At 67.5% G+C, this 18,560-nt stretch carries 16 protein-coding genes and 4 pseudogenes; 6 read left to right on the top strand and 14 right to left on the bottom strand.

From position 1 onward, the window contains the following. Window positions 1-154: 154 nt before the first annotated feature. The 9 genes and pseudogenes from OHA03_RS43285 to OHA03_RS43250 form a co-directional block, all read right to left on the bottom strand. Window positions 155-358, bottom strand: a complete 204-nt coding sequence (locus OHA03_RS43285) for a cold-shock protein (RefSeq protein WP_267009397.1) — start codon at window positions 356-358, stop codon at window positions 155-157. Window positions 359-965: 607 nt separating this feature from the next. After that, complete coding sequence (locus OHA03_RS43280) at window positions 966-1,217, bottom strand: hypothetical protein (RefSeq protein WP_267009396.1); 252 nt, start codon at window positions 1,215-1,217, stop codon at window positions 966-968. A gap of 317 nt (window positions 1,218-1,534) precedes the next feature. After that, entirely contained in the window at window positions 1,535-2,017 is a 483-nt protein-coding gene (locus OHA03_RS43275; RefSeq protein WP_267009395.1) for an SPW repeat protein, read from the bottom strand. Window positions 2,018-3,582: 1,565 nt separating this feature from the next. Continuing rightward, window positions 3,583-3,753, bottom strand: a complete 171-nt coding sequence (locus tag OHA03_RS43270) for a hydrophobic protein (RefSeq protein WP_267009394.1) — start codon at window positions 3,751-3,753, stop codon at window positions 3,583-3,585. 366 nt (window positions 3,754-4,119) lie between these two features. Beyond that, complete coding sequence (locus OHA03_RS43265) at window positions 4,120-4,986, bottom strand: transposase (RefSeq protein ID WP_267009393.1); 867 nt, start codon at window positions 4,984-4,986, stop codon at window positions 4,120-4,122. Between the two features lie 290 nt (window positions 4,987-5,276). After that, a pseudogene (locus OHA03_RS48185) lies at window positions 5,277-5,606 on the bottom strand (transposase domain-containing protein); the annotation flags it as partial. Between the two features lie 361 nt (window positions 5,607-5,967). Then, a complete protein-coding gene (locus OHA03_RS43260) occupies window positions 5,968-6,624 on the bottom strand; it encodes a bifunctional 2-polyprenyl-6-hydroxyphenol methylase/3-demethylubiquinol 3-O-methyltransferase UbiG (RefSeq protein WP_267009674.1) in 657 nt (218 codons plus the stop codon). A 67-nt stretch (window positions 6,625-6,691) separates the two neighbouring features. Then, window positions 6,692-7,453, bottom strand: a pseudogene (locus OHA03_RS43255) (transposase family protein). Window positions 7,454-7,595: 142 nt separating this feature from the next. After that, window positions 7,596-7,880, bottom strand: coding sequence for a GlsB/YeaQ/YmgE family stress response membrane protein (locus tag OHA03_RS43250; RefSeq protein ID WP_267009392.1), 285 nt, complete (start codon window positions 7,878-7,880; stop codon window positions 7,596-7,598). On the opposite strand from OHA03_RS43250, the gene OHA03_RS43245 reads away from it, so the two are divergent. Together OHA03_RS43245 and OHA03_RS43240 are read left to right on the top strand one after the other, a co-directional pair. After that, window positions 7,856-8,242, top strand: coding sequence for an actin depolymerization factor/cofilin-like domain-containing protein (locus OHA03_RS43245; RefSeq protein ID WP_267009391.1), 387 nt, complete (start codon window positions 7,856-7,858; stop codon window positions 8,240-8,242). The genes OHA03_RS43250 and OHA03_RS43245 overlap by 25 nt on opposite strands. Window positions 8,243-9,588: 1,346 nt before the next feature. Continuing rightward, window positions 9,589-9,927, top strand: a complete 339-nt coding sequence (locus OHA03_RS43240) for a MerR family transcriptional regulator (RefSeq protein ID WP_267009390.1) — start codon at window positions 9,589-9,591, stop codon at window positions 9,925-9,927. 665 nt (window positions 9,928-10,592) lie between these two features. Here the strand turns inward: OHA03_RS43240 and OHA03_RS43235 are convergent. Beyond that, window positions 10,593-11,198: a hypothetical protein gene (locus OHA03_RS43235; RefSeq protein ID WP_267009389.1), complete on the bottom strand. Its 606-nt coding sequence runs from the start codon at window positions 11,196-11,198 to the stop codon at window positions 10,593-10,595. A 929-nt stretch (window positions 11,199-12,127) separates the two neighbouring features. Between OHA03_RS43235 and OHA03_RS43230 the strand changes: the two genes are divergently transcribed. Then, complete coding sequence (locus OHA03_RS43230; RefSeq protein WP_267009388.1) at window positions 12,128-12,568, top strand: TspO/MBR family protein; 441 nt, start codon at window positions 12,128-12,130, stop codon at window positions 12,566-12,568. Between the two features lie 70 nt (window positions 12,569-12,638). Here OHA03_RS43230 and OHA03_RS43225 read toward each other — a convergent pair. From OHA03_RS43225 to OHA03_RS43210, 4 genes and pseudogenes are all read right to left on the bottom strand, one after another. Then, window positions 12,639-13,380, bottom strand: a pseudogene (locus OHA03_RS43225) (SRPBCC family protein); the annotation flags it as partial. Further along, a complete protein-coding gene (locus OHA03_RS43220) occupies window positions 13,356-13,739 on the bottom strand; it encodes a transposase (RefSeq protein ID WP_267009702.1) in 384 nt (127 codons plus the stop codon). The gene OHA03_RS43220 and the pseudogene OHA03_RS43225, both read right to left, overlap by 25 nt. Before the next feature lie 355 nt (window positions 13,740-14,094). After that, window positions 14,095-14,694, bottom strand: a complete 600-nt coding sequence (locus tag OHA03_RS43215; protein WP_267009673.1) for a hypothetical protein — start codon at window positions 14,692-14,694, stop codon at window positions 14,095-14,097. Continuing rightward, window positions 14,583-15,041, bottom strand: a pseudogene (locus OHA03_RS43210) (helix-turn-helix domain-containing protein); the annotation flags it as partial. The pseudogene OHA03_RS43210 and the gene OHA03_RS43215, both read right to left, overlap by 112 nt. A 141-nt stretch (window positions 15,042-15,182) precedes the next feature. Here OHA03_RS43210 and OHA03_RS43205 point away from each other — a divergent pair. The 3 genes from OHA03_RS43205 (at window position 15,183) to OHA03_RS43195 (ending at window position 18,487) form a co-directional block, all read left to right on the top strand. Continuing rightward, window positions 15,183-16,454, top strand: a complete 1,272-nt coding sequence (locus OHA03_RS43205) for an MFS transporter (protein ID WP_267009387.1) — start codon at window positions 15,183-15,185, stop codon at window positions 16,452-16,454. A gap of 110 nt (window positions 16,455-16,564) precedes the next feature. Beyond that, window positions 16,565-17,587, top strand: a complete 1,023-nt coding sequence (locus OHA03_RS43200; RefSeq protein WP_267009386.1) for a zinc-dependent alcohol dehydrogenase family protein — start codon at window positions 16,565-16,567, stop codon at window positions 17,585-17,587. Window positions 17,588-17,773: 186 nt separating this feature from the next. Further along, window positions 17,774-18,487, top strand: a complete 714-nt coding sequence (locus OHA03_RS43195) for an SDR family NAD(P)-dependent oxidoreductase (RefSeq protein ID WP_267009385.1) — start codon at window positions 17,774-17,776, stop codon at window positions 18,485-18,487. The last annotated feature ends 73 nt before the right edge of the window (window positions 18,488-18,560 follow it).

The following is an 18,560-nucleotide window of genomic DNA, read 5'->3' as shown; positions in this document are numbered from 1 at the left end:
AGCTCTTCAACACGCGCAGCAGCGCGGCACGCTGGGGCGTCCGGCGTAACTTTGCACCCCCCCGAGCAGACCGGGTGGCAGCAGATCTGAGCCCTGACGCACGACGCCCTCCCCGGCGAGCCTGTCGCGGGGCGGGCGTCGTTACGGATACAGCTCAGGCGGGGGTGATGTTCTCGGCCTGGGGGCCCTTCTGGCCCTGGGTGATGTCGAAGTTCACCCTTTGGCCTTCCTGGAGCTCACGGAAACCCTGGGCGGCGATGTTCGAGTAGTGGGCGAAGACGTCCGGGCCGCCGCCGTCCTGCTCGATGAAGCCGAAGCCCTTTTCCGCGTTGAACCACTTGACGGTTCCGCTGGCCATCTTTGTCCTCCAAGGGGACTCGAAGCCGGTCCCGCACCGTGCGGGGCCGGAGGTGATCGCCCTGGCCCTCAGAGACTGTGAACAGCAGGGCCGCCCGTGAACTCGCGCTCACGGGCGACGGGTACTTCGGAACCATGACAGCTGGTCTTGACGCTACCCCGGTTCACCCGCCCTCATCGCGAGAACGCACAGGCGGAGAGGGGCCCGAATCCACCGTTCGGCGGCGTGACGTGGCGGGCAGGGGGTGCGTTGAGCCCGACGGCACGTGCGTGTGTTCCGAACCCCCCACGGCGGCACCCACGCACGTGCTCCAGCGCTCCCCGGCGGGGCTCACACCTGGGGGTAGAAGACCGAGTCGGCCCGGCCAGCCGCGGCCCTCTGAGGCTCGCCGCCATGCGGGCAGAGTGGCTGGACACCACTCCGGCAGACCGCTCCTTCGACCTCGGCGGCTGCACCAATCTCCCACCCGCTCATGCGTCCAGGATGTGATGCTCGCGCTTTCATGCGTCCAAGGCCTGGCCACCCATCTGACGCCGGGTGCCTGCAGACGGGGAGATTCTCGGCGTGACGCATAGCCTTTCACCCCGGCCGGTACCTCATGCGTCATTCAGTCAAAGTCCGGCGACTCCGTCTGGTGCTCGTGGTTGTGCTCGTAGTTCGCGAGGGCCAGGCCCATAGCGAAGAACGTCGGCGCCCACTCGCCGACGAAAATGCCGCAGCGGTCCGCACGAGCCGCCCCAAGGGGCTCGATTTTCATCGACCCGAACCACGAGGCGACGGACAAGCCGATCGAGAGGAAGCCGGCGCAGTAGGCGTGCTCGGACCTCAGGCCCTTTTCATGCAGCATCTTGACGATCATGGCTGGAGGGGAGTGAGGTCAGTGCTCTTTTCACCGTCGCGCAGGAGGTCACCCGCCGCATCTGGGGGAGCGGCGAAGCCCCCGCCATAGGGCGGGGGCGCAAGCTCAGCGGTACCCGGGCGCGCGCGCCTCGTCTATCCTGCGACTCCTCACCGCAGAGGCGCGACAAAGCCCCCGACCGTAGTCGGAGGCGCTTTCGGCGTCCGAGGCTCGTCCAGTCTTGCCCGGTCAGCGGGGCCGTGACGGACGGCAATCCGCCCCTTCCGGGGAGGGGGCGGAAAAGCCAAGCGGGAATGAGGGGGCCGGCGGTGGCGGTGTCAGCGGTCGCCGGGCATGGTGCGGTGCTCTCGTGCGCCGGGGCGGGTGCCGCGATTGTCGGTGCGGTCGCGGGCCGCGGAGGCGGCGGCGAGGGCGAGGAGGGTGGCGATGACGCCGGTGATGAGGTTGCTGGTGATGGAGCGGGTGTGGGCGACGTCGCCTGCGACTACCCAGGGAGCTACGCAGGTCCAGATGCCGATGACGGCGGCGGCCCAGGCCATGGAGTGGGTGCGCTCGTAGGAGGTGCCCAGGCCGCCGAGGAGCAGCATGTAGGCGATGCCCGCGATGAGGTTGTTGACGGCAAGGGTGGTGAAGCCGTTGAAGCCGGCTATCCAGGGTGATGCCGCAAGGTAGAGGCCGGTTATGAGAGCCAGGGCCTCGATCATCTGGGCTCGTGGGGTGGCGGCTGCGCGCTCGTGCCGGGCACGCAGTTCCATCAGGTCGGGGTGCTCCTCGATGGGTGCGCGATGGGTTGACGCCATGATGGCCTCCGAAAGAGAGCTGTTTACCCAACATCTAGCCTAAAACTGACATAAAAATAGGCAAACGGGGGCAGTCCCGGTTCCGGCCGTCGGGGCCCGTCGGCGCCGGATGCGGCCGTCGGCGAACCCCGCCGCGGGGCCGGGTCATCTCTTGGCGATGGCATGCCCAGGAAGATGCCGACCACCAGGGCCGCGGTGCGACGACCATCACGGACCAGGTGCCGGTGCCGCTGTGGACGACGGCCTGTGGCCTGCGCACCGGCACGGTTGGCCTCCCGGACGGCCAGGGCCGGCCGTGAATCTTGCTCTTCAGCTCTGCTGTCTCCACGATCACGTTCCTCACGTGCCGCATCCGAGTCCCCGAGCGGTGCCATCCATCCGTTCGTCATAGATCTACCAGGCACTCTCCTTCGGGCAGACCTCGGCCAGGAGCTCCAGCAGATAAGCGGAAACCGGATTGAGTTGCCGCGCCGCACCCAGGTGTAGACGGCAGCCCGCGTCGGCGCGTGGGCGTGCTGCAGGACGTATCCGTCCACCAGGCCGTCGCCGTCGGGACACTGCCTTACCAGGATCTGCCGGGGCCTCCCGTCCTGTTCAGCCAGGATCTCGAGAACCTCGCACTCCGGGCCGCCCCGGAACTGATACACCCAGTTTTTCCCCATACCGACCATTATTTCCGCCGCCCTCAGCAACCCGCCGCCGGACACCCACCACAAGCCGCTCGCTGGATCTCCACCCGTTCAGACGGCGACGCCGTTCTGTCGTCCAGAGAGGCGCTCGTTGAGCCGGGTGCAGGGCGGCGGGGGCGCGCCACCCACACCCTTCAGACCCTGTGCGCCGCCCGGGCCGACGGCGGTCCTGGGATCACCCGTTTGTATGCCGCGGACTTCCACAGGGATACGGAGCGCCTCGGAACCGGTTCATCGCGCTGGCCGAGCCGGACATCGAGGCGTGCCAGGGCTGCCATCCGAGGCAGGGTGACAGGCGCATAAGACCGTACGGACCGCCCGGCGCGCCGTGGAATGGCGGGGCTTGCAGGATCGGCAGTGTGGAGTTCCCGATCAAGGTGGCGCTGGCCCAGGCGGTCCCGACGCTGCCCGAGGGGCCGGGCTGGCGGTACGAACCAATACCAGTCGTAGAAGTCCGGGCAGCACCGCAACACCGGCGAGCAGGCAGCGGCAAGCATCACGATCACTCCGTACGCAGTTCTGTTCACGGGGGACAGGAGAGAGGCACGATTGGTCGCTACCGGACACTCGCCCGTCAGACGCGCGGCTGCTCCCCGCCGTTGCATTCGGCGAGACGAAGTGTCGGGCGGGAGACGGATGGACCCAGGCAGGGTCTGACGCCACCACTTGCCGGTTCTCCCGCACAACTGCTTGTCGTGAAGCAGTGCCCGGCCGCCATCACGGTGCGAAAGCGTGGGTGGATGGCGGGGCCACCACGCGGCCTATCGCAACCGAATCTCGGAATGCCTGAGAGGTCTACTGTGTTCGGCGGTCCACGGTTCCCTGCGCGCACAGCGCACCTTCCAGGCAGAAAAATGCGGGGCTGAGACTGCATCTCTACCAGCGGTACCAACGGCCACGACGACCACCGGCTCCAACAGAACGCATGGCAAATCCGAGCAGCCAGACAGCCAGCAAAACAACGGCGACGATCCACAGGGCCTTCAGCGCGAAGCCGGCACCGAAAAGAAGCAGGGCAAGCAGAAGAACGAGAAGTAGGGGAACCATAGTTATCAACCTGCAGAGCAGCGTGTGCCCTTGTATCACGCCGTCATGCGTCCGACATTTATGTGTTTCTTATGCCTCAGTGTGGGCATGCAGTACCGTCCCTGCGCCTCACGCATCTCGAACAAAACAGGCAACAGGCCGACGGGTAGAACTCTTTAGATTGAGGATGGGGGCGTGGTGCCCCGGACGGAGCACCCGGCAAAGCCCATTTCGACAATCTCAATCACGCTTCCGGTGCGCGACCCCGCAGGTACAACGACGTACAGCGCCGCAGACGCTGGCGACTGCCCAGCCACCGGTGCGCTCGCCACGAGGCTCTCGATGCCGGGCCAGAGCAATGCCGGTGAGTTAGCGCGTCGGTGCAGGTCAGGTGGGGTGCTTGGTGACTTTGAGTGTGTAGCGGACGTTACTGGGAGTGCGGGTCTGGTCCCGTTTTCTGACCTCGAAGGTGTTCTTGGACGGCTTCTTGATGCGCTGGCACTGCCGGTTGCGCCGGGGCGGCAGGAGGGCGGCCAAGAGCTCTGTGGTGGCTTCGCGGCGGGCGGCGGCCAGTGTGGTGACGTCGGCTGCGGCCTGGGCGGCGACGGCCAGCCGGGCGAGCTGCACCGTGACGGTGAAGGAGATCCGGTCAGGATCGGTCCCGCCGTGTTCTGCCGCGCGCGTCTGCAGTGCGCATAGTGCCTGGTAGACGGTGAGAAGGGCGTAGATCTCCTGGTAGATCAGCTCGGGCGCCTTGGAGCGCAGGATGAATCCGGCGCCGCGCAGGCGGTTCTTGAGTTCCGCGAATCCGTTTTCGATCTCCCACCGCTGGTGATATGCCCTCGCCAGCTGGTGGGCCGGGGCGAGGCGGTGGTCCAGCAGGCTGGTGACCAGCCGGAACGTCTCGGTGCGGGGTGGGCCGGCCTGTGGGTGGATGGTCACGGTGTACTCGATGATCCGTACCAGGTGTCCCCGGGGCGGCTCGGTCAGGGTGCGTCCGGCCGCGCGGGCCTGACCGTGGCGGATGTTCTCCGCGGGCGTGCGCATGATGGACAGGTAGGACCCGTCGGACAGCACCCGCAGCGGCACGAAGACCAGGTTCTTCTTGATCCGCCAGGCCAGGTGGGCGCCGGTGGCGCGGGCCAGGCCCCACAGCTGGTATCCGGCGAAGTTGCGGTCGGCCAGCAGCAGCATGTCCCCTCGCAGGGAGGCCAGCAGCCGGCGGGCGAGCTTGTGCTCGCTGAACCTGGCCACGGCGTCGAGGCCGCGTCGACCAGGGCGTGGGTGCCGCATTCGGTCAGGGCCATCAGGCGGACCTGTGGGTGTCCGCTCTGGTTGACACCACCCTTGCCGGTGAAACCGAACTCAGCAGCGTTTGCCGGGGTGTCGGGGACATCCAGCGCGGTGCCGTCCCAGGCGACCAGCCGCAGCCCGAAGGCGAACGCGCCCGGAGTGACGGTCGTGGCCAGCGTGCCGCACCGCCGCTCGAACAGCGCCTGCAGCGGCTTGTCGCCCAGCCGCTGCCGGGCCCGTGTCAGGGCCGAGCTGGTGGGCAAGCGCTGCACACACAGGCCTGGCAGATGCCGCAGCTTCTCCGTCAACGTGCGCAGGACCGACCGGTATCCCGGCGGCCCGGCACTGTCGGAGCTGCTGAACAGGCACAACGCCAGGATGAAGTAGACCACCGCCCGGGCGGGCAACAGCCGGCGGCGACGCTCGCCGCAGCCGGTCAACTCCACGACCTCGTCAACCAGTTCAGGGCTGATCTCCTCGGTCAACACGCCGAGACGGACGTGCTCGCCAAAGCGCCGGTCCGTGGGGGTCACCAGCCTGTTCAACGGGGCCTGGCTGCCCTCGGTGATGGCAGACGACATGCGGACGATGGCACACTGAGTACCCAACGGAGTTCCCTCGCGGACAGTCGGATCTTGGTCGATCTTCTGTCCTACCGGGAACTCCGTTGCCGTGTCCCGGCCTCCGCCGACACGTCACCAGAAGTGACGGATCACGCAACGTCACCAGGGGATATTCCCAACCAAACCCCGCACTATCAAGTGCCTGACCTGCACCGACGCGCTAACTCACCGGCATTGCGGGCCAGAGAGCCTTTTCCAATCTGGTCATGGGCATGGGTGGCGAAGTGTGACCGTCCGGAGTTGAAGGGCTCAGGGTGAGCTTTGTTGGGCGCCGAGGCGACACGCAGAGCCGTTCGATCCTGGTCCTGGCGGCGGGCTTTCACCGGTTGTGCCATACGAGCGTGTAGCGCCAGAAGAGCCGGCGGCGCAGTTGCACGCCAGGGAGGAGATCCTGGGCTTCACGGGCAAGATCTTTGAAGGTCATGTCGGCCGCGCGTGTCGGTGCCGTCATCGATAGCGGTCGTGGAGAGCGCCTGCCCTTGTTCTTCAGCCAGCCCATAGCCGGGTTGAGTGGGACCGACGTCAGGCCAAGGAGGTAGTCCACTCGGGTCTCCGCACGGGACAGTCCCACAACTACCAAGCTTCCTCCGGGGGCCAGGAGGCTTCGGAAGCTGGTCAGTGCCTGGGCGAACGGCAGGTGGTGGATTGTCGCCACGCAGGTGATGACTTCGAAGGGGCCTGAGGGGGTGTCCGCCATGGCGTCGGCGACGGTGAAGGCCACGGGGGCGTCTGGGGACGTCAGGTGTTGGGCCTGGGCAACGATTCTTGGATCGGAGTCGACTCCGAGCACCTTGTTGGCACGGCGGCCCAGAAGCCTTGCGAGATCCCCAGTTCCTGAGCCGATGTCCAAGGCGCGGTCGAAGCGTTTGGGCAGTTGCCGCAAGATCCAGCGGTGGTAGTGCGCGTTGTGGTCCCAGGGGTAGGCGGCATTGAGTTGTTCAAGGGCTCGCAGGACACGGGGGGACAAGATCTTCATGCCGTCAGTGCACCAGATTTCCGGCTTCTCGAACACCTGCTTACCCGTCCCGGAGGGTGCTGCCTCTTCATTCTGAGGCGTTGACCTGCAGAGCGAGGATGGCCCTAACCAGGTCGGTTATGCGGGTGGTGCTGCAGCGGAGCTTGCGCAGCCGTCGCCAGGATTTGAGGGTGGCCATGGCTTGCTCACCGACAGCGCGGATCTTCGCGTGGGCGCGGTTGACGGCTTTCTGGCCTGCGGAGAGCTTCTCCCAGCGGCCGCGGGTAGGGGACGCGGACCGTGCCGCCGGCCCCCTGATATGCCTTGTCCGCCCAGCATCGCACCCCGGCCCCGGCGAGGGCCTCGATGACGCCGTGGGTGCGGACGGCCTTGATGTCGTGGACGGCGCCCGGCAGTACTGGCGAGGCCCACAGGAGCCTGCCGAACGGGTCGGTGAGGACCTGGACGTGCCGTGCTTCTTGTGCTTGCCCGAGTAGAACGGGCGGTCTGCCGCAATGCGGTCGACGGGCAGCAGGGTGCCGTCAAGGATCACGAACGCCTTGCGCGCGGCGACGGCCATGGCCTGCTGGAGCGTGGGCGCGAGAGCGGTCAGGACGTCCACGGCCTCGGTGACGTAGCGGTGGGCCGTGGCCAGGCCGACGCCGAACCCGGCCGCGAGCTGGGCGAACGTGTGACCGCAGCGCAGGTGGGCCAGAGCCATCAGCGCCTGACGGCTGCAGGTCAGCCGCCGCCAGCGAGTCCCGATCCGTCGCCGCCGAGCGGCCAACTCCCGGCGCAGCAACCGCAATGCGGAAGCGGACAGATCCAACCCTGATGGGTAGACAAGCACGCGAAGCTCCTGGCAGAGAAGGTTGATCTTGGTCGACAACCCATCTACCAGGAGTTTCATCGTTGCGTCACGCCAACCGCTCTTCCCCACACTCAGGTTGGAAGAGGCTCAGAGTCTGCGGCGACGCCGTTGGCCCGGCGCCTCAGTGGATGCGCCGTCCTGCGATGAGCCGGTAGATGGCCAGAACGATGACGGATCCGACGACGGCGGCGATCCACGTGGAGAGATGGAAGAAGCCCCTGATCGAGTGCACGCCGAAGATGACCTTTCCCAGCCAGCCGCCGAGAAGACCGCCGACGATGCCGATCAGCATCGTGATCAGGCAGCCTCCCGGGTCCCTACCCGGCATCAACGCCTTAGCGATCGCACCTGCCAGCAGACCGATCAAGATCCACGCAACCAGTGGAAGACAGCTGTATCGAGGCATTTCATGAGCTGAAGAGCAAGCGGCACGTCAACACAGTGATCTACCGGCTCAGCAACAACCTGGAGACCGTCATCCCCGACTTCAAGGGGAACCTGACGCACGACGAACTACTGCAGGCCCTGCCGGCCGCCGAGACTCGGTTCGTCGTCTACGACCTGGTCTTTGCGACGACGGACGGGACCCGGAAAGAAAAGATCGTGCTGATCTCCTGGTGTCCCGAGGCCACGGAGATCGAGCAGAGGATCGAGCACTCGACCAGTCGCAACACACTCCGCAATCTGCTCGACGGTTTCCAGGCCTACGTGCAGGCCACGGACCTGTCCGACCTGGAGTACGAGGAACTCGTTTCGCGGACCTCGTGACCCTCCCCCTCCTCCTCGGCTGCGCCCCAGAACAGCAGCACGGTCACGCCAACCCGCCACGCACGGGGCGCAAATACACCGGATGGCCGATGCCGAGTCTAGCCGCCTGATCGTTGACCCTCACGCTGAAACCGTGCACACGAGAAGAGACGGCGAGTGGAACGGCGACCCCTCCCCCCCAGCCCGCACGCCACGCTGTCGAGCCGCTCAATGAGCACGGAACGGGGCCGGGAACGGGTCTCTACACCGCCGACCAGGCAGCGGCGGTGGTCACAGCGCTTGTCTCCCAGATTTACACCGCGGCAGCGGAGCTGGCCGGCCTCGCCGAACACCTCCTGGCACTCCAGGAGCACCGATATGCCGACCGGCCACCAGGAGCCCGGCTCCCCACACCAGTCGAGAGAGCCGACATCCCCCTGCAACCCACCCCACCGTGATCGTCCGGGCGGGGCGATCCGCCGCGAAGGGTGCCGGGCTGTCCGGCTGATCACGCGCGGAGCCCCGGCGGCTACGGCGCCGAGCCGTGGCGGGTGTCCACTGCTCGCTGCGGCCTCGCTCCCTGCCCCGTCGCCGTTCGGGGTCGATTACCTCACCGTCGAACACACGGAAATCTATGACGGCCAGAGTAGACATTGAGAGATGGTGTGGTTATGGTTTCTGTCGTAGCCCAGAGAGATCGCAGGGCCTGACAGAGACGAACTGCCGGTCAGCAGTACACGCAGTTGCAGTGCGTAGGACGGTGCGGTGGTGGAGTTTCGAAGCCAGGGTTGTTGCAGGACGGCGACGGGACTGACGACCGGACCGGGTGGCCCGCAGTGATTCAGGGGCCGCCGTGGCAGTACCCGTAAGTGCAGTTCGCAGAATCAGCAGTGAAGTGAGCAGTACCTCGGTGAAGGCGTCGGCTGCGGGCGCGCGTGCCGGGAAATTCGGCAGTGGGGTTCTAAGCCAGAGCAGGCGCAGGACGGGCAACGGGGCTGGCTGCCGAAGAGTGACGCTTACACAGGTCACCAGCAGTTCGCATCACCAGCAGTACGAAGCAGTCCGCAGTACCAGCAGTACGCAGTCCCCCGTTGGTAAATGTTGATCAAGAGGGAAGAACGGAGGAGCCCCGCGCCATCAGGATCGCCCGGGCAAAATCGCTGAGCCCGGGTACCGCAGGACATCGATAGTGAGGTGGTCTCCGGTCAAGCAACCGCGATCCCCGCGTCCCCGACAGCGTCCCGGTCGGGTCTGCGGAAACAGAAGGCCGGCGCAGTACCAGGGCCGGCAGATGGTGTAGCAGTTCCTTCGGGGCCCTGGTGCCGTACGGCACCAGGGCCCCTCCACACGTTCCATAGAGAGGTGCAATGACAGCAGACGACTCGTACGGCCGTCTCGACGACGACGACTACCCCGCCTACACCATGGGCCGGGCCGCCGAAATGCTCGGCACCCCCCAGAGCTTCCTCCGCGCCATCGGCGAAGCCCGCCTCATCACCCCGCTCCGATCCGCGGGCGGCCACCGCCGCTACTCCCGCTACCAGCTGCGCATCGCCGCACGCGCCCGGGAACTCGTCGACCAGGGCACCCCCATCGAGGCCGCCTGCCGCATCGTCATCCTCGAAGACCAGCTCGAAGAAGCCCAGCGCATCAACGCCGAATACCACCGTGCCGCCGAGTCGGCGAATCCAACGGCCGCGGCCTGAGCGCGTGCACCAGTGATCTCCCGCAACTGGGCGGCGGTCAAGGAGAGGTGAGCGACGGCGTCGGCCGCCTTCCTCCAGTGTGGCGCACTGGAGGCCGCGGTGAGGATGTCCGTCATCCAGCCGAGCGCCCCGTCCCGAGCACTGTCCTGACAGTCCTCGATGAGTAGCCGGGTCCCCTCATCCGCCAGCGCCCACAGCACATGGACCGTCGACGGCGGCCGGAACACCAGATCCAGCGCGAGTAACGGCGAGGCGACATCGCCGACCGGCCGGCCCAGCACCGTCGCCCGCCGCGCAGCTGCCGGGGCTCCCCCGCCGCCAGGCGCTGCGCCTCGATGGCGTCGGCGTTGGGTGCCGGCCCTCGTCGTACAGCAGCTTGGCCTGCCGCTCGCTCACCGTGGCGCCGGACGCCAGACCCAGCGCGGCAAGAAAAGCGCGTACCGATCCCTCCCGCCAGTCGGGACAGTTCATCAGACCTTCACTCAGCTTCCTGCTGGACGGCTGCCTCACGGTCGCGTGGGAGGGGCGTGCAAATGCTGCGCCGCACACCGCACAAAAAGCCGTCCCACCCCGATGCCGAGGGAAAAGGGGTGCTGGAGGGCCGTCAGTTGTTTCACACCTGCGGCGCGATGAGGTACCCATCAAGGAGACGGGGCTGAGCACGGTCAGGTGTCCGCCGACATCAGGTGCCAGTCCGGGACCGCGGGCATGTGGGGAGCAAGTGATCGGGCCCGCTGCCACATGCCGTGGATCTGCTCTGCGGGGCGCTGCTGTTCGTTGTGGACGGCGTTGAGGATCAGCAGGCCGCCGGTCAACGCGGGGACTGCCCACTGCAGGAACGCCAGGTGGCGCTGCGCTGTGTCGGTGTCGACGGGGTGTTCGGCGGCCTTTTCCGCGTCTTCGGGACGGTCGGAGGAGGCAAGCTCGAGCCCTTTGCCCAATACGCGGCTGTAGGCCGTGGCAGCCAGCGCCGCTCCGGTCAGGACCGTCTTGGCCAGCGTCGCGGCTGCCACGCCCTGCTGGGCCACAACCCGGGCGGCATTCACCGCGAGCAAGCCGCTGCTGCCGACCAAGTGAGCGCCGATCGCCGCCGCATTCACCGGCTCCCACTTCGACCAGCCGCACGCCGCGATCCGGGTGGCGGACTCCTCCGTCCCGCCCTCCGCCCAAGCCGCACCGTTCAACCCGACCGCCCCCATCAGGGAACCGCCGAACCACGCGGCCAGTCCCACATCGTGCAAGCTGCGCAGCACGGTATTGCGTTCGGACATCAGCCAGCTCCTCGAGAGACGGCGCAGGGCATCGGCAGACCTGCAGATGCCTTCTACCATCACTCCGACCGGGTGCCCCTTGCCCGCTCGGTCGGTGCGAACGGACCAATGCTCGTCACGCTCCAGCCCACTCGATTGCCGCATTCAGGGCAGGCCCTTCGACGCCGGTATCGCAGTGATGCACCCACAACCCCCAGCACCAAAGACTCATCGCCTGCCTCGGGCGCGCAGCTCCTCCAGCCCGGCTGCCAGACCCCCCGCGACCGACACCTCACGGGACCTGGCCTTCGAAGACCGCGACCTTCTGTGGCGCGTCGTCGAGGAGCTCTGCGCCCGCGGACTGGTCACCGTGGGCGCCGCTCAGCCTCCAGGAGGCGATCACACGTCAGGTCCTGGGTGAGGGTGACGCAGGACGGCCGACGGCGGTCTCGGACCCGTGTTGGGGCGTGTGCGTACGGTACCAACGGGCTACTCCGGGAGCGTTCCACAGGCAGGAGCGAAGGCGCTGGGCTTGATCAGGGGGCACCCGGGTGCGGAGTCCTCCAATGCCGGTGACTGCTCCGCGTGCCCGTTCTCTGCTTCCGGGCACGGAAGGGGGCGGCCCCTGGCTGTCTATCCCCCAGCAACCTGGGGCCGCCACTCACCGCAGCAGACGACGCAGTGGCGCGGAAATGCCGACCAGTTGCAACGATGGGGTGACTTCACGACGGTCATAAGCAGCTGGGCACCGTTCCCTCAGGCGGCGCCTGGGACATCGGCTCGGCACGTGCCCACTTCCTGTGCCGCCACGGGTCGACCAGGTCAGGATGGTGGGTGTGAGGCTGATCAGCGAACGCGGCGGGCAACGACGAGTGAAACGACACGGTCGCGGTGGCCGTCCGCGGCGGAAACCTGGTTCCGCGCGGTGGCGGTCCTACGCAGGTGCCGCGATGGCGGTAGCCGCCGTTGCCACAGTGGGCGGTACGGCGATCGACGCGGACAACGCCTGGTACCGAGGGCTGGCCACACCCCGGTGGCAGCCGCCGTCCTGGGCGTTCGGCGCCGTGTGGACACCCCTGTACGCGACCATCGCGTGGTCCGCGGGCCGTGCCTGGAATCAGGCCGGTGAGCCGGAACGTACCGAACTGGTGACCGTGCTGACGGTGAACCTGTCGCTGAACGCGGTCTGGAGCTGGCTCTTCTTCGCCGCCCGCAGCCCCCGCGCCGGATTGGCCGGCACCCTACTGCTGGACGCCAGCACCCTCCACCTCATGCGCACCACGTCCCGCATCGACCGGAACGCGACTGCCGCGCTCCTGCCCTACGCCGCATGGTGCTGTTTCGCCACGGCCCTCAACGCCAGCATCGCCCGGCACAATCCCCGCCCCTGACCACCCGCACCCGCCGTCCCGCGGCACTTATACGACGCGCTGCCCGATCCGTGGAGAAACGGACCGGCGATCACCGGCTCGCCTCTTCGTCTTCCTCCTCTCTGTTCTCTTCATATTCGTCTCCCTCGTATTCCTCATCCTCGTCTTCGGCGTATTCGTCTTCTGTGTCCTCCTCCTCGGCGTCTTCCTCTTCGTCGGCGGACTGCTCGTCTTCCTCGATGGCTTCCTCGTGGGTGCGGACCACTTCACCGTCGCGAATTTCGCCGCGCCAGCCCTCCGGCTCCTCGTCGGTCAGGGTGACGTAGCGCTGGAAGTGCTTAAAGTCCAGCCGCAGGCGCCGCCCCTGAGCGCGCCAGATGCTCGACGACCAGGACGATGCGCGTCAGGGTGGTGGTCAGTTCGTGAAAGCTGACGCAGCCGCGCGTGGTTCCCTTGGCTCCCTCCGAGGTCCACGCAATGCGTTCGTCCGGGATCTGTTCCTGGACCATGGCGTTCCATCCGCGGGTGGAAGGCCCGACCTTGACCTTCCAGTCGCTATCGGCGTCCTTGCCCTGGGAGGCGCTGCGGACGCCCTTGGTGAAGCTGCTGAACCTCTCGTACTGGGTCCAGTGGTCGTAGGCGTCGCGTATCTGGATGCCGACGTCCAGTACTTCGATGATGTTCATAACCTTGTTGGTGCCGGACCCACGGCCCTTGCCACCTCCGCCTCCCCCGTCCTCCCCACCGCCCAACGCCCCCTTGGCCTTGCCGAACACGCTGTCCTTGACGCTCTTCGCCTTCTCACCGATCAGAGCCTAGAACGGCGAATCACCGTCTCGCCCTCGGCCACGTCCAGGGCGGTCAGGCTGTCGTAGGCAGCGGTCCCGGCCAGGCCCAGCGCACCGGCGTCCTTCACGTCCAGGCCCGCGGGGACGTGGGCGACGCCGTAGGCGGCGGACACGGTCACGTACTCGGCCAGCGACCCGGTGCCCAGGAACGGCTTCATCACCACACAGAAGACCGCGTCGCCGACCGCGAAGCCCTCCACGCCCTCACCGAGCGCCTCGACGGTGCTCGCGGTGCTCTCGGGGTCGTTGTCGACCCGCCTGTTGAGCAACGGTTTGCCGCGCTCATCGAGCACGGCAAGCCAATGGAAGTCCTTCGCGATGTCCAGTCCTGCCCATACCGGCATGGCGCCCCTCTCGCTGTGCGGTCGTCCACCGTGCGGCTCCCTCCGCCCGTCCTGGCCCTACCTTGCGATCATTCGCAATGCCTAATCAGCGGTCCGTAAGAAGCGGTGAGACAGGGGGCACCGCGAGGCGAGCCATCAACGGCAGCCAGCCTGAAAACCATCCCCGTCCCACCCGCACGTCCCCATCGTCGCGAGCGATCAGGACGTGCTCAAGAAGGTAGGGCCGCCTGATGTGCTGGATGAACTCCGACGCTACTGATTCGGTGCTGGATACGATCACTCAGAAGCCTGTTTTGCTAGGTCGGAGCGCTTGTGGCGCGCTGACCAGGCGATCCGTATCTGACTTTGTCCAGTATTACTGGGACGGGCCGCGCATGTCCGCGTTCGTGTCCGGGCGAGCAGCCTGGTCGGCGGATGGGCCCTGAGGTTCGGCAGGGGTGACTGCCCAGCTGGCGAGCAGTTTGAGTCTGTCCTCGTCGGGGGTTCCCGGTTTGGCGGTGTAGATGGTCAGGGAGTGCGCCTCGCGGGTGGAAATGGGCAGGTCCAGCGGCTGGTAGGTGAGCTCCAGGAGCCCGGCGTCGGGGTGGTGGAAGCTTTTGACTCCGCGTTGTGGATGCGCACGTTGTGGGCGGCCCATCGGGCGCGGAACTCGGTGCTCACGGTGGAAAGTTCTCCGATGAGCTCGCGCAGTGCCTTGTCGTTCGGGTAGCGCCCGGCTTCGGCGCGCAACAGGGCGGTAGTGGTGCTGACGGCGCCTTCCCAGTCTGTGACGAAGTGGTGGGAGCAGCGGTCGAGGAAGTAGAACCGGGCGAAGTTGGGACGGCCGCGTTCGTCCGTGGTTTCGCTGTTGAACATCGGTGCGAAAAGAGCGCGGGCGAGTGCATTGGTGGCCACGATGTCCAGGCGGCCGTTGGTGACGAAGGCAGCGGACAGCGTCATGGAGTCGAGCAGCCACTGGACGCGGGGCGGGACATCGACGGCCTTTCGGCGGCGAGGTGTGCGGCTGGGAGGCTGCGCGGCTGTGGCCAGGTCGAACAGGTAGGTGCGTTCGTCGTCGTCGAGGTGCAACGCGCGGGCGACCGCGTCGAGGACGTCCTCGGACACGCCGTTGATGTGGCCTTTCTCCAGCCGCGTGTACCACTCGGTGCTCACGCCGGCGAGGACCGCGACTTCCTCGCGGCGCAGCCCCGGGACTCGACGCCGGCCGCTGGTGGGCAACCCGGCCTGCTCCGGTGTGATCTTGGCTCGCCGGCTTGCGAGGAAGTCCCGGATGTCGGAGCGGTTGTCGGCTCTGGGATCCATGCCTTCCACGGTAGGCGCGTCCTGCCAGGAAGGGAGGTGGAGCTTGTACCCCCCCATAAACGCGACCTTCCTCGCCCCCGAGGGGTCGGGTTGCCTTGGATGCACACCAGCAGTCACGACTTCCAGGGATGGAGCACCACCATGCGAGGAGCAGTCCTCCACGCTCCCAGCGAAGTGCGCTTCGAAGATCAGCCCTCTTCCTCCCGCAGGCTTCCGTTCGTCATCTACGTGCTGGCACTGGGCACGTTCCTGATGGGCACTACCGAGTTCGTGGTGGCGGGCCTGCTGCCGCAGATTGCGGGTGACCTGCAGGTGAGCGTGGCCCGAGCCGGGCTGGTGATCACAGTGTTCGCGGCCGGGATGATCGTCGGCGCGCCGCTGATGTCAATGCTGACTCTGCGGCTGCCCACTCGCTGGACGCTGGTACTGGCTCTGGGCATCTTCGCTGTTGGGCACGTCGTCGCCGCGCTCGGCTCCAGCTTCGGGCTGCTGCTCGCGGCACGGTTCCTCACCGCGTTGGCGACAGGGGCGTTCTGGGCGGTGGCCAATGTGGTGGCCGCACGTGCCGCCGGCCCGGGCGCGAGCTCCCGCGCCGTGGGCGTGGTCGGGTCCGGCGCGATGCTTGCCAACGTCGTCGGTGTGCCGCTCGGCGCTTTTGCCGGGCAGTTGATGGGTTGGCGAGGGCCGCTTTGGGTGCTGGCAGTCCTTGGAGCGGCCGCCATGGCGCTGATGGCCCGCTGGGTCCCACACGAGTCCCCCGGCCGCGAGGCGGTGTCGGTCCGGTCCGAGCTGTCCGCGCTGCGCTCCGGCCGGCTCTGGCTGGTGCTGACGGCCTGCGTCACCCTGAACGCAGGCGTGCTGGGGACGTACACCTACATCACGCCGCTCCTGACCGACCAGGCAGGCATCGCTGCCGGCCTCGTGCCGCTGGTGCTCGTCGGGTTCGGCGGCGGCGCCCTGGTGGGCTTCCTCGCCGGGGGACGTCTGGGAGACATCCGCCCGTACACGACGACCATCCTGGCTGCGGCGTCGACCACAGTCGTCCTGCTGGCGCTCGGCCTGCTGTCGGGATTCGCCGCGCCCACGGTTGTGCTGGTCGCGCTGCTGGGGCTCTTCGGGTTCGTGGCTACTCCGGTGCTGATTTCCCTGGGCGTTCGCTTCGCGGGCCGGGCCCCTACGTTGGGCTCCGCCCTGACCGTCTCGGCGTTCAACCTCGGTACCGCGGCGGGCTCGTGGATCGCCGGGCTCGCCCTCGACTCCACCTTCGGGGCCGCCGGTCCCGCCACGGTCGGTACCGCCGTCGCCGCGCTGACCCTGGTCCCCGCGATCACCATCGCGCTCGTCCAGCGCCGCCGCATGGCGCCCTTGCTCGTCCAGGGCACCGTCCCAACGGCGCCTGGGGTTCCTGTGTGACCAAAAGCACCACACAGGAACATTTGTGCAATTTCCCTGAGGAAGCTGTGCCTTCCTGAACACATACCGGCGCCCAAGAGCGCCCAGACACGAAACAAGGAGACCCACATATGCGTGGAGTAGTGATGTACACGGCCGGTGACGTCCGGGTCGAGGAGCGCGAGAACCCGAAGATCATCGAACCCACCGACGCGATCGTCCGGCTGACCGCGACCTGCATCTGCGGCTCCGACCTGTGGCCCTACCGCGGGATCGAACCCGCCGATCACACGGCGATGGGGCACGAGTACGTGGGCGTGGTCGAGGAAGTTGGCCCCGAGGTGCAGAGCATCAAGGTCGGCGACTTCGTGGTCGGATCGTTCGTCATCTCCGACAACACCTGCGAGATCTGCCGCTCCGGTTACCAGTCCGGCTGCGTGCACCGCGAATTCGTGGCAGGAACGATCGGCACCCAGGCCGAGAAGGCCCGCATCCCCCGCGCGGACGGCACCCTGGTGGCCACGCCCGGGCAGCCGGACCCTGAGCTGATCCCGTCGCTGCTGGCCGCGTCCGACGTGCTCGGCACCGGCTGGTACGGGGCCGTCGCAGCCGAAGCTGGCCCCGGCAAGACGGTCGCCGTCGTCGGCGACGGCGCGGTCGGCCTCATGGCGATCCTCGCTGCCAAGCAGCTGGGCGCAGAACGGATCATCGCGATGTCCCGCCACCCCGAGCGGCAGGAGCTGGCCCGGTTCTACGGCGCGACCGACATCGTCGAAGAGCGCGGCGACGCCGGCGTGGCGAAGATCAAGGAACTCACGGGCGGCCTGGGGGCGCACTCGGTGGTCGAGGCCGTCGGGACCCAGGAGTCCACGATGCACGCGATCGGCGCCACCCGCCTGGGCGGGCACCTGGGCTTCGTCGGCGTCAACTACGACGTCACGATCCAGGGCATCGACCTGTTCTTCGCCGGCATCCACGTCGAGGGCGGCCCCGCCCCCGTCCGCCGGTTCCTGCCCGACCTGATCCAGCTCATCTGGGACCGCAAGATCGACCCCGGCAAGGTCTTCGATCTCACCCTGCCCCTCGACCAGGCCGCGGAAGGCTACAAGGCGATGGACGAGCGGCGCGCCACCAAGGTGATCCTCACCCTCTGACCCGCCCCACACTGTAGCCCCGCCCCGCATCGCCGCCGCGGGGCGGGCCGGGCCGCCGGCAGCGTGTTGGAACTCGTAGAGGATAGGCATGGTGGTCGGACGGCGGAGCTTGGCTCACTGGCCCTTCACGCCCGCCCTCGGCGAAGGCGGGCACCCGACCGACACCGCAGACGAAAGACGACGGACATGGCACTGATTCTGGTGACTGGGGCATCCAGCGGGCTCGGACATGACACGGCGAAGGCTTTGGCCGACGACGGGCACAAGATGGTCGTCCATGTCCGCAACCCGGCTCGTCTCACCGACGCAGGTGATGCCGCCCGGTGGAAGGGCGTCCTCCTGGGGGACCTCACCGACCTCGACGAGATCCACGGCGTTGCCCGGCAGGCTGCCGCGTACGGCCGCTTCGACACTGTCATCCACAACGCCGGCGTCATGCGCTCCCCCGAAGCAGTCACCGTCAACACTATTGCGCCGTACGTACTGACAGCCCTGATGGACAAACCAGGCAGGCTCATCTACCTCAGCACCTCCATGCACCGAACCGGCTCCACCGATCTAAGCCGACTGGCCGCCGGCACCGCTTCCTACGACGACAGCAAACTGTGGGTCACTACCCTCGCGCTCGCACTCGCGTCCCGGTGGAAGGGAACCTCCAGCCACGCGGTCGACCCCGGCTGGGTGCCCACACGGATGGGCGGCCCCGGCGCACCGGACGACCTGACCGCCGGGCATCAGACACAGGTGTGGCTCACCACCCACCACGACGTGACCCCGCACACCGGCGGCTACTGGCACCACCACCAGACACAGGAACCGCACCCAGCGGCTCAAGACGAACGATTCCAGAGCCGCCTCGTCCGGGCCCTGGAGAACCACACAGGCGTCCCGCTCGACTGACGGCGCCCTCGCCCCACCACGGACAAGCGGCCGAAGGCGTTCCGCGCCCAACGCCCACCGCGGCGGGCTGTGC

The organism is Streptomyces sp. NBC_00154, assembly GCF_026342835.1.
Classification (GTDB): Bacteria; Actinomycetota; Actinomycetes; order Streptomycetales; family Streptomycetaceae; genus Streptomyces.
Note: the sequence above shows the minus strand (reverse complement) of the source record. Positions and strands in the feature narration are given on the sequence as shown.